Source organism: Vibrio sp. V19_P1S1T109, assembly GCF_002241375.1.
In the GTDB taxonomy this organism is placed as follows: domain Bacteria; phylum Pseudomonadota; class Gammaproteobacteria; order Enterobacterales; family Vibrionaceae; genus Vibrio; species Vibrio anguillarum.
In genome coordinates this window covers 1-11,892 of sequence record NZ_NDIM01000347.1, presented here as the reverse complement: position 1 = coordinate 11,892, position 11,892 = coordinate 1, and the positions used below count along the sequence as shown (strand labels likewise).

Sequence of the window (11,892 nt, the reverse complement as noted above, 5' to 3'; positions counted from 1 at the left end):
GATATTGCGATTGGTTAAAAAATAAAGTTGCATTAGTGGCACCATATCTAGATAATTTCGGGTCTTATCACGAATCATCTGTGAGGAATAGGTGCCACGAGCGTCTTAACGGTCAGTATTATACTGGCTAATCTTGTGGCGATGTCATTGAATTAACGTTGTAAATTACTGCTAAACATGGCTGAGAAACGCAATATTTTCCTTGTTGGCCCAATGGGCGCCGGCAAAAGTACAATTGGTAGACATCTTGCTCAACAACTGCATATGGAGTTTTTAGACTCAGATACAGTCATTGAAGAGCGTACAGGCGCAGATATCGCATGGGTATTTGACGTCGAAGGTGAAGAGGGCTTCCGTAAACGTGAGGAAGCTGTAATTAATGACCTAACCGAGAAACAAGGTATTGTACTCGCAACAGGCGGTGGTTCTGTTAAGAGTAAAGAAAACCGTAATCGTTTATCTGCTCGTGGTATTGTGGTCTACCTTGAAACGACGATTGAAAAACAACTTGCACGCACGAACCGTGACAAAAAACGGCCATTGCTTCAAACAGACAATCCACGTGAAGTCTTAGAATGCTTGGCTGATGAACGTAACGATCTTTACGCTGAGATCGCTGATTTTACGGTTCGTACTGACGATCAAGGTGCAAAAGTGGTAGCCAACGAGATCGTAAAAATGCTAGAAGAACATTCCTAAGTTCTTTATTTTGGAGTGCAAACCATGGAACGGATTACGGTCAGTTTAGATGAGCGTAGCTACCCAATCTCAATTGGCGCCGGATTATTTAATGATCCGGCCCTCCTTTCTTTCTTATCGGCCAAACAAAAAGTCGTCGTCATCAGTAATGTGACGGTCGCGCCTTTGTACGCGGATAAAATCTTCGCCCTTCTTGCACCGCATGGTTGTAACGTCTCCTTGCTTGAACTGCCAGATGGCGAGCAGTACAAAACTTTAGATACATTTAACACGGTGATGAGTTACCTGCTGGAAGGTAATTACAGCCGTGATGTGGTGATCATCGCTTTAGGTGGTGGCGTGATTGGTGATTTAGTTGGATTCGCCGCAGCCTGTTATCAGCGCGGAGTCGATTTTATCCAAATACCGACCACGCTGCTTTCGCAAGTGGACTCCTCCGTTGGCGGTAAAACCGCAGTCAATCATGCTTTAGGTAAAAACATGATTGGTGCATTTTATCAGCCGAAAGCCGTCATTATTGATACTGAATGTTTGGCGACTTTACCAGAGCGAGAATTTGCCGCTGGTATGGCGGAAGTGATCAAATATGGCATCATTTACGATCATGATTTCTTTGTCTGGTTGGAAGAGAATCTCGATAAACTCTATGCCTTAGATGAGCAAGCGCTAAGTTATGCCATCGCTCGCTGCTGTCAAATTAAAGCCGATGTGGTCGCTCAAGATGAAAAAGAGTCGGGAATTCGCGCGTTGTTGAACCTAGGTCATACATTTGGTCATGCGATTGAAGCGCAGCTCGGGTATGGTAATTGGCTACACGGTGAAGCGGTTTCTGCCGGAACGGTGATGGCCGCTAAAACGGCGCAGTTACAAGGTTTAATTAACGATCAGCAAGTTGAGCGGATTGTTTCTATACTCAAAAGAGCAAATTTACCGATTCATACGCCCGAAAGCATGTCGTTTTCTGACTTTATGCAACACATGATGCGTGATAAAAAAGTGCTTTCAGGCGAACTACGTTTGGTGCTACCAACCAGTATTGGTACATCACAAGTAGTGAAAGGTGTACCCGAAGCGGTCATTGAACAAGCGATTGACTTCTGCCGCACCCTGTAAATCTTCATTGATACTAATTTGACAGTTGTCTGTCAGTAGGACGGCCTAATGAGTTTGGCGAATGAATTACGTATATTGGAATTAGATTCGCAAGTCGAGCTACTTGAGCGTTTGCAATTATTGACCAATTTTGGCTCAAATGTCATTACCGTTGGTGGTGGATTAGGTTTTGGTAAATCTTGGTTAGCGCAGCGTTATTTAGAAGCGTGGGCCGAAGATAAAAACCAATCGCTGTTGCTGTGCCATCCCAATCAAGATGACCAGCAGCGTCGAGCGACCATTCTTACCCAAATCGTTTCAGGCCCGTTATTTAATCCTCACGATACACTTTCTGACAGCTTAGCTCGCCTGCTTGATGGTGGCGGTTGTGATGTGGTGATTGTTGTTGATGACGCTCATCTACTCTCCGAAACCTTAGTGTCTGAGCTATGGATGCTGGTGTTAGAAGCACAAGCCAATCCATTGTGGACCATCAATGTCGTATTATTTGCACAAGCCAATAGCCTTGATGCTTTGCTGACTCGTTTAAGCTACGGACAAGAGCATAAACCCGTAGAGCTTGAGATTGAAGCCCTAAGCAATGAAGAAGCGGATCGCTTTTTTGAAAATCTGGTCATGCGTTATGTACCCGATGAGATGGAGCGCCGCGTACGCAACGCTTACAAAAAGGTGAAACGCGTGCCTGGGGAAATCATGGCATTAGGAGAGCAGAAAATGGAAAAAAGGATCATCATCCGTTCGATTATCGGTTCTCCTGTGCAGATCGCTGCCTTGGTTTTACTGCTTCTGCTCATCATCGGTGGTGGTTACTGGTGGCTATTTACCCAGCCCTCACCCGATGAGCAAGCGTCGCAAATTACAGGCACACTCGAGCAGACGGTGATTCCGACGCTAGGGGATGCTGCTGCACCAACAGTCAATACGCTTAACGATGACTCAGCAACTGACGCCACCAATAATGGGAAGGAGCTTGCGAAAAGTGACCCGAGTTATTTAGATGCTGAAGATGATTCCAGTTCGTTACCACCCGATGTGATGGAGAATTCAGAGAGCGTGGGCATAATTGACAGCGATCAGCAACGAGTGGTGATTGAGTCTGATGTTGTGGATGCGCTTTTGGAAGGCAATTCGACCAAAGCCGATACGTCAGTGATTAATAATGCACTTGCTGATGCACAAAACCGCACGGCGCAAACTGTGCCCGTAAGTGAGACTGCCACTGCTGCTGCGCCAACGAAAATCACTTTCTCCTTTGCGAGAGAAGAACTCAAAGCCTTTTCGCCACGCAGCTATACTTTGCAATTAGCGGCAGTCAGTTCGCTTGCTGAAGCACAAAACTTTATTAACACCTACGCGCTGCAAGAAAAGGTGCGTATTTATCCGACAGCACGCAATGATGTGGAGTGGTACATCATCACCTATGGTAATTATCCAACCATCCAGTTTGCGCGTGATGCCGTTGAAACCTTACCGAAAGCGTTGCAATTGCAAGGCCCTTGGGCCAAATCACTCAGCCAAGTACAGCGAGAGATTGATCGTGCGAAATAACGCTGAGCTTGACGCAAAAATATGTTACATTCCGCAGCCTTATTTCGTGGTTGAAAGATAGAGCAGTAAATGAAGAAGCAGCGTGCCTTTCTTAAATGGGCTGGTGGTAAGTATGGCCTAGTCGAAGAGATTCAACGTCACCTGCCGCCAGCGCGTAAACTGGTTGAACCCTTTGTTGGTGCTGGCTCTGTGTTCCTCAATACTGATTTTGAACAGTATTTGTTGGCCGATATCAATCCTGATCTCATCAACTTGTACAACCTGATCAAAGATCAACCTGAACTGTACATCACCGAATCTAAGCGTTGGTTCACGGCCGATAACAACCGTAAAGAAGCGTATCTCGATATTCGCAAAGAGTTCAATAAAACCGATGACGTACTGTATCGTTCGTTGGCGTTTTTATACATGAACCGTTTTGGTTTTAATGGTTTATGTCGCTATAACAAAAAAGGCGGTTTCAATGTGCCTTTTGGTTCTTATAAAAAGCCTTATTTCCCGCAAGCAGAATTGGAGTTTTTTGCCGAGAAAGCCAAGAAAGCGACCTTTATTTGCGAAGGATACGAAGAGACGTTTCGTCGTGCTCGCAAGGGCTGTGTTGTCTATTGCGATCCGCCATACGCGCCACTCTCTACTACCGCCAATTTTACTTCTTATTCTGGTAATGGCTTTTCATTGGATGATCAAGCCTCATTGGCCGATGTTGCCGAAAAAGCCGCCAATGATCGTGGCATACCGGTACTGATTTCCAATCATGACACTAAGTTAACGCGCCGTTTATATCATGGTGCAGAACTTAACGTGGTCAAGGTTAAGCGCACCATTAGCCGTAATGGAGCAGGGCGCAACAAAGTAGATGAGTTGTTGGCGCTGTTCAATACAGCGGAATGCGAAGGTTAACATTTCGCAGTTAAATCGGGTGTCGCGCTAGGATATCTTGGCCAGCTTAGGTAGAATTGCGGGCGAATTTTGCTCATCACGCATTTGCGCCCACTAGCCTAAGAGGTCAGGTATGAAAGATTTCCTAATTGCCCCATCTATACTCTCAGCAGATTTTGCTCGTCTTGGCGAAGATGTTGAGAAAGTGCTTGCCGCTGGGGCAGACGTTGTCCATTTTGATGTAATGGATAACCACTACGTTCCCAACTTGACCTTTGGTGCTCCGATTTGTAAGGCGCTGCGTGACTATGGTGTTACGGCACCGATTGATGTCCACCTGATGGTTAAACCGGTTGATCGCATCATTCCTGATTTTGCCAAAGCAGGGGCTTCGATGATCACTTTTCATGTGGAAGCTTCTGATCACGTTGATCGCACATTGCAATTGATCAAAGAGCACGGATGCCAAGCGGGTGTAGTGCTCAACCCAGCTACGCCACTTGCGCATCTCGAATTTATTATGGATAAAGTGGACCTCATTTTGCTGATGTCGGTTAACCCTGGTTTTGGTGGTCAATCTTTTATTCCGCATACGTTGGATAAACTGCGCGCGGTGCGTCAATTGATTGAGCAATCGGGTCGTCATATCCGCCTTGAGATTGATGGTGGGGTCAAAGTCGATAACATTCGTGAAATTGCGCAAGCGGGCGCAGATATGTTTGTCGCAGGCTCGGCTATTTTTGGTCAACCTAATTACCAAACGGTGATTGATGAGATGCGCGCAGAATTAGCCAAAGTGGCGCGCTAAGTCATAATACTGACTACACCTCAATAATCACTACGCAACATACTTATAACGCAACAAGGGGCTTTGTGCCCCTTGTCTATTATTCGGAAGTTAAGATGTCTTTAAGCTCAATTAAATTAATCGCCTTTGATCTCGATGGTACCTTGCTCGACAGCGTGCCAGATTTAGCCGTAGCCGCCGACCAAGCGGTACAATCGTTAGGCTATTCATCAGTATCAGAAATGCAAGTGCGTGATTACGTCGGCAATGGTGCAGATGTGCTGATCGCTCGCTCACTTAGCCAAAGTTTAACCATCAACCCTGATCTTAGCGATGAGATCAAAGCCACCGCTCGTGAGCGTTTTGATGAATTTTATGCCCAAACGGGCCATAAACTGAGCCATTTATATCCCCAAGTGAAAGAAACCTTAGCGCAGCTGCACAGCGCTGGGTTCACATTAGCTTTGGTGACCAATAAACCGTCTAAGTTTGTACCTGACGTATTGGTACAACATGGTATTGAGCACTTTTTTAGTGATGTGATTGGTGGTGATACCTTCCCGATCAAAAAACCTGATCCAATGGCGCTTAACTGGCTATTGGATAAACATCAACTAACGGCCAAGGAAATGTTGATGGTTGGGGATTCGAAAAACGATATTTTAGCGGCTAAAAATGCGGGTTGTTATTCGTTTGGTTTGACTTATGGCTACAATCACGGTGAGCCCATTTCAGCTTCCAACCCTGATTACGTGGCGGACTGTATCGACCAATTGCTTGATGTGTTGCGAGTTTCAGCATAAAAGTTCACACAATGCGCTAGTAAAATACTCGTCAATGAGTACACTGCATAAACCGCGTTATCGCTAAATCAAGTATCACTTAGCGAATAAGCGCGGTTTTTTTTCACAGACATTTTCAGTCTTATCTCATTTTAAGTAGCAAGGAAATCATCCCTATGAGCAAACCCATTGTATTGAGTGGTGTTCAACCGTCAGGTGAACTAAGTATCGGTAACTATTTGGGTGCTCTACGTCAATGGCAACAGATGCAAGATGACTATGATTGTCAATACTGCGTGGTTGACCTGCATGCGATCACGGTTCGTCAAGATCCGAAAGCACTGCATGAAGCCACGTTAGATGCATTGTCAATCTGTCTTGCAGTTGGTGTTGACCCTAAAAAGAGCACGCTATTTGTTCAGTCACACGTACCAGAGCATGCTCAATTGGGTTGGCTTCTCAACTGCTACACGCAGATGGGTGAATTGAGCCGCATGACTCAGTTCAAAGACAAATCAGCACGTTATGCGAACGATGTGAATGCAGGCTTATTCGGTTATCCTGTGTTGATGGCGGCCGATATTCTACTTTATGGCGCGCACCAAGTACCCGTGGGCAGTGACCAAAAGCAACACTTAGAACTTGCGCGAGATATCGCGACTCGTTTTAACAACATCTATAGTCCTGAAAAGCCGATCTTCACCATTCCAGAGCCTTACATTCCTCAAGTGAACGCGCGAGTAATGAGCCTGCAAGATGCGACGAAAAAGATGTCTAAGTCAGATGATAACCGTAAGAATGTCATCACTTTGCTGGAAGATCCAAAGTCGATTATCAAGAAGGTCAATAAGGCTCAGACAGATACTGAAACGCCACCGCGTATCGCTTTTGATACCGAAAACAAAGCGGGCATCTCCAACTTGATGAGTTTGTACTCTGCGGCGACAGGCAAAAGCTTTGCTGAGATTGAAGCGCAATATCAAGGTGTTGAGATGTACGGCCCTTTCAAGAAAGATGTTGGCGAAGCGTTGGTTGCCATGCTGGAGCCTGTACAAGCTGAATACGCGCGCATTCGAGAAGATCGCGCGTATCTTGATTCAGTAATGAAAGCGGGTGCAGAAAAAGCCTCGGCCCGCGCTGCGATCACCTTGAAAAAAGCATTTAAAGCGGTAGGGTTTGTCGAGCGTCCTTAGTTTTTCCTGCGACAATCTAACTCTTTTCGCATTAAATAAAGCTAGGTTTTCCTAGCTTTATTTTTTACTTCTGCTTAATAAAATTTGATCTTTCTCTTTGCATTGTAGGCTTAGGTCTACACTTTAAATCATAACCATGATGATGAGTTTTGAACATGAGACGACTGCTGTTATTAGGATTGATGTTCATCTGTAGTGCCGCCGCCGCAGAGCCAGTTCGTATTTGTGTTGGTGATGTGAATGTTTGGCCCCCGTTCACCTATTGGCAGGGGAGCTCGTATCAAGAAAAAGCCGATTCCTTGACTGGCTCAGCCACAACGCTGGTGTTGGACGCATTAAAATCTCACAACATCGATTACCAGTTTTATTTTATGCCTTGGGCGCGAGTCCAACATGAACTGACGCAAGAGCGCGGTCGCTGCGATTTGACATGGGATGCAAGTTATCGCGCAGAAAGGGCTGAGTACAGCTATTTTTCGGTCCCACTTTATACGATTCAACTCGGTTATTTTACGCTGCCAGACAACCATGAAGATTTAAAAGACCCATCCGTTGATGGCGTATTATGCGGAGTTAATGGCTTTAATTATGAGAATTTTGCACTGTCTAGAGAACCCTCTCTCTATTTAAATTCCGTACAGCAAGCGCTGAATATGCTGCAAAAAGAGCGGTGTGATTGGTTTGTGAGTGAAATTGAACCCATTTATGGTGGAATTCAGTTGGGTCTATATAAAATTGATCGGCCAATCGTTCATCATTTTCTCGCTAGAAACAAGCCGTACCACGTGCAAGTTCGCCGTAGCTTAGAAAATTCGATGCCGCTGTTAAATCAGCTTAATGACTATTTTCTCGATGCGCAGCAAACTGGTCGCGCGCAGGCGGTCTTTGATCGCTACCTCTCTTTTAGCCAGCCACAATAATCAAACTAAGGTGTTTGTCGTGTATGGAGCACCTTGTTTGCTTTTCTTTTTAGAAAAATAAGACTTTTCACCTCACTGCAATATAACTGTCGAAAACCCCCTTTACCTTCTTTGTTGAAAGTTTGCGCTTAGTTCAAGTATTTGCTCTAGCTATGCGATGTTGATCTCGATATGAATGGTGAATGTTTTTATCTTTCATTTAAAAACACAACACTGTACGCGCAAATGGAACCAATCCCCTTTATAAACGTGATTTACAACACCTTGCTTACCACTTCGGTTACAGAGCAGGGAAAGAGGTGAACAATGGAATCGACACGAATTAAACCCTTTGGCCGAACATTACTCGCTGCGGCGATAAGCTCCACATTGGCTGTATCAGCTCAAGCTGAGATTATTATTTCTCAGTATGTAGAAGGCAGCAGCTTCAATAAGGCCATCGAAATTGCTAACACTAGCAATGCATCCGTCAGTTTAGACAATTTCATTTTAGCGAAATCAAGCAATGGCGGTGGGAACTGGGATACACAGTTGCCCCTGACTGGGCGAGTAATTGCTGCGAACGATGTGTTAGTGATTTCTCATACCAGCGCCAATAGTGCTATCCAAGCGGTGAGTGATGGAAATGATGGCTCGGTGATTAATTTTAACGGTGATGATCCGGTGGCGCTGCTAAACAGTGATGGTAGCGTACATGATGTGTTGGGAGTGATGGGCGGCATTAACTGGGGCAAGGACACCACTTTAGTGCGTAATAGCGATAGCCTCACGCCCTCAGCGGCTTATCAAGCTGCGCAGTGGAGCGCGCTAACCAAAGATAATATTGAAGGGTTAGGCGCACTCGATGCCGTTGAGCCACCGGCTGAATTTACCTGTACTCAAGAGGGATCTGAGCCCACCTTCACCTCTATTCAAGCGATCCAAGGCGAAGGGCAAACCTCTCCTTTTATTAGTGGCTACCCTTACATCACCGACCAAGAATATTTTGTCAAAGGTGTCGTGAGTGCAATTACCACAGGGTTGACTAAAGGTTTTTATCTGCAAGCGTTGGAAGATGATTACAACTTAAATACCTCTGAAGGTTTGTTTGTTTTTACCGATCAATCAAGCTCAAGCTCAAGTTTAAAACCGGGGGATGTGGTTTGTGTGAAAGGTAAAGTACAGGAGTATTACAACCTCACACAGCTTAAAGTCGAAAACAACCAATGGCTAAAGCAAGGTGAGCAAGAGGCTCCACAAGCGACCGCGATAGAGATTTTGCCCACCGATGAGAACTTTGAGCACACATTAGAGCGTTATGAAGGCATGTTGGTAAAAACCACACCAGAGCTGGATATGCGTGTGACGCGCACCTTTGGTTATGACTATGCTTCTCGTCGCAATAACATGGTGTTAGCGCAAGGTCGTATTAACATGCAGCCGAACCAGCTATTCGCTGCGGGCTCTGAGCAAGCCAAACAGCAGAGCATCGAAAACGCGCAGCGCCGCTTGTTTATTGAATCAGATGCGAAAGCCGCCGATGGCCAAATTCCGTACTACCCAGAGTTTGGTCGCAGTGATATTGATCAAAATGGTTCGACGGAAGATTACATCCGCATTGATGACAGCATCATAGGTTTAGAAGGTGTGCTCTCATACGGTTACAACGAATATCGTCTGATTGTGACTAATTCGCTCAACCAAGAGAATTTCGTGCGCAATGATCCTCGCAGCGAGAAACCGGATATCGATGAAGGCGATCTGCGCATTGCCACATTCAACGTGCTTAACTATTTCAACTCGCCGTTTGGCGGTGATGCAAATCAGCATGGTGATAATCGTGGTGCTAATAACCTTGCAGAATTTGAATTGCAGCAAGCGAAGATCGTTAATGCGATTGTACGTTTGGATGCCGATATTGTCGGTTTGATGGAAATTGAGAATAACGGTTTCGGTGCAGGGTCGGCGATTGCGCAATTGGTCAATCAGATTAACAGCCAGATCTCGGATAAGAAAAAGCATTACCGTTTTGTCGCGATTGACTCAAATAATGATGGCGTGACCGATGAACTTGATTCTATTGGCACGGATGTGATCACTACAGGAGTGATTTATCGTGAAAAAGTAGTGAAGTTGACAGAGAATCGTGTAATTCCAATGCCAAGCCAGCAAGCACCAGAAGTGTTGGATGGCAAAGGCAAAGTGATTGAAGATGGTAAAAATTACCAGCGTGACACGCTTGCACCGACCTTCAAAGTTAAAGGTGGCAATGAGAAAATTACCGTCGCGGTTAACCATCTAAAATCCAAAGGCTCGGCATGTTGGGAAGATGCCGCACCAGTTGAACAAGGTGGGCAAGGCGGCAAAGATCTTGATTTTCAAGGTGCATGTGAACAATTCCGTGTCGCAGCTGCAGTTGCTTTAGGTGAAGCGTTACAAAAAATAAAAGGGCATAAAGTCATTTTGGGTGATATGAACTCTTACGGTATGGAAGACCCGATGCTCGTATTGACGGACTACAGCCCAGAGAAGTATGGCAAAACCATTCGTGCGGCACGTAATACTTACATTGCAGGTACTCCTCAATTTGGTGATGATGGCGCGTTGATTACTCACAATTATGGGTACCTTAACGCCGTGGCGATAAAACACCCAGAGAGCTGGAGTTACTCATTTAATGATGAAGTTGGCGCACTGGATCATTTGCTGGTCAGCAAAAGTTTGAAAGGCAAAGTAGTGGATGCGACCGATTGGCACATCAACGGTGGTGAATCGACACTGTTTGATTACAACAGTGAATTCAAAGGTGATTTGCCCAAATATCAAGATCATTTCCGCGCATCTGATCATGATCCTGCCGTGTTAGAACTGAACATCTACGGCGGTTCATTCGGCCTAGGAGCACTCTTCTCATTACTCGGCTTTGGTATGTGGCGACGTCGTCGTTAAGGCTTAAAGTGCGCCCCGTTAACTGACGGGGCGTTTTTGTTTTGCTCACACTCGGATTTTTTCAATTAAATAATCAATAAATAGCCTTACTCGTGGCGCAAGGTGGTGACGGCTCGGGTAAAGAATGTTCATGGTGTTATCTGATAGATAATAATCTGGAAAAAGCCTGACGAGGTTAGGATCATTGATTTCGTCAGCGAGAAAATTGGCAATCAAGCCGATCCCCATGCCTTGTTGTACCATTGACATCGCACCAAGCGGCGCATTGCAGATATGTTTAGGGCGGGTTTTGATGTCGCATCTCACTCCCTTTGGATTGATTAGCGTGACTTTATCTTGAGGAAGATTCAATAAAGTTAACGCAACCCATGGGTGCTGCTCTAAATCTCGTAGTTTCCTTAATAAAGGTGCACTAGCTAAGTATTTTTTACTGGCGTATATCCCCATTTTAAAAGGCATTAATTCGCGGCCAACCATTGAGCAAGATGTCAGTTCACCCATTCTGATCAGCACATCTAATTGTGTGGCTACTGGATCTTGTAAACCATCTTCGAGTTGAATATCAAACAGCACATTGGGGTAACTCTCAGAAAATGTTGAAATCAGCGGACTTAAAATATAGCTGCCGACATCAATGGTTGTACCGATCCTAATCACGCCTGCCACATCGGTAGACAAATGCTGGACGGCCCGTAGCGCGTCTTCTGCCAGCGGTAAGAGGCCATTGGTATGTTGATAAAATGCGTGCCCTTCAGTCGTTAGGCTAACTTTACGGGTAGAGCGATGCAGTAAACGTACGTTAAGATGTGATTCTAGCAAGCTAACTTGCTCGCTCACTTTCGATTTTGCTATGCCTAACGATTCACCAGCCGAGGTAAACGAACCGTATTCAACCACTTTATTAAAAATGGCAATACGTTTTAACTCACTCAACATAATTGTTCCCTTATTGGTAACCTTTCGTTCTTGTTTTGTTATCTAGTCAACCTTTGTCATTCATCAAATAATGACAGCTCTAATTAGAGAGATATAAACCATTTTGG

General features: G+C 45.1%; 10 protein-coding genes. 9 read left to right on the top strand and 1 reads right to left on the bottom strand.

Translation table 11 applies throughout. The features are described from left to right. Positions 1 to 177 precede the first annotated feature (177 nt). From aroK to B9J87_RS16175, 9 genes are all read left to right on the top strand, one after another. Positions 178 to 699 (top strand): shikimate kinase AroK, encoded by a 522-nt coding sequence (aroK, locus tag B9J87_RS16215; RefSeq protein ID WP_010317691.1) that lies wholly within the window; start codon positions 178 to 180, stop codon positions 697 to 699. A gap of 24 nt (positions 700 to 723) precedes the next feature. Next, positions 724 to 1,812, top strand: a complete 1,089-nt coding sequence (gene aroB, locus B9J87_RS16210; protein ID WP_094151728.1) for a 3-dehydroquinate synthase — start codon at positions 724 to 726, stop codon at positions 1,810 to 1,812. 48 nt (positions 1,813 to 1,860) lie between these two features. Beyond that, positions 1,861 to 3,360: an SPOR domain-containing protein gene (locus B9J87_RS16205; RefSeq protein ID WP_013855891.1), complete on the top strand. Its 1,500-nt coding sequence runs from the start codon at positions 1,861 to 1,863 to the stop codon at positions 3,358 to 3,360. A 69-nt stretch (positions 3,361 to 3,429) separates the two neighbouring features. Then, a complete protein-coding gene (locus B9J87_RS16200) occupies positions 3,430 to 4,260 on the top strand; it encodes a Dam family site-specific DNA-(adenine-N6)-methyltransferase (protein ID WP_013855892.1) in 831 nt (276 codons plus the stop codon). Between the two features lie 112 nt (positions 4,261 to 4,372). Next, positions 4,373 to 5,047 carry a ribulose-phosphate 3-epimerase gene (gene rpe, locus B9J87_RS16195; RefSeq protein WP_013855893.1) on the top strand — a complete coding sequence of 225 codons (675 nt, stop codon included), beginning with the start codon at positions 4,373 to 4,375 and terminating at the stop codon, positions 5,045 to 5,047. 95 nt (positions 5,048 to 5,142) lie between these two features. Continuing rightward, a complete protein-coding gene (locus tag B9J87_RS16190; protein WP_026027427.1) occupies positions 5,143 to 5,829 on the top strand; it encodes a phosphoglycolate phosphatase in 687 nt (228 codons plus the stop codon). 155 nt (positions 5,830 to 5,984) lie between these two features. After that, complete coding sequence (gene trpS, locus B9J87_RS16185; protein ID WP_013855895.1) at positions 5,985 to 7,001, top strand: tryptophan--tRNA ligase; 1,017 nt, start codon at positions 5,985 to 5,987, stop codon at positions 6,999 to 7,001. Between the two features lie 155 nt (positions 7,002 to 7,156). Beyond that, the gene (locus B9J87_RS16180) at positions 7,157 to 7,921 is read left to right on the top strand and encodes a substrate-binding periplasmic protein (protein WP_088718007.1); all 765 of its coding nucleotides are present in this window, start codon (positions 7,157 to 7,159) and stop codon (positions 7,919 to 7,921) included. 306 nt (positions 7,922 to 8,227) lie between these two features. Next, entirely contained in the window at positions 8,228 to 10,849 is a 2,622-nt protein-coding gene (locus tag B9J87_RS16175) for an ExeM/NucH family extracellular endonuclease (protein WP_094151726.1), read from the top strand. Between the two features lie 45 nt (positions 10,850 to 10,894). On the opposite strand, the gene B9J87_RS16170 is transcribed toward B9J87_RS16175, so the two are convergent. Continuing rightward, positions 10,895 to 11,785 (bottom strand): LysR family transcriptional regulator, encoded by an 891-nt coding sequence (locus tag B9J87_RS16170; protein ID WP_094151724.1) that lies wholly within the window; start codon positions 11,783 to 11,785, stop codon positions 10,895 to 10,897. Positions 11,786 to 11,892: the final 107 nt, after the last annotated feature.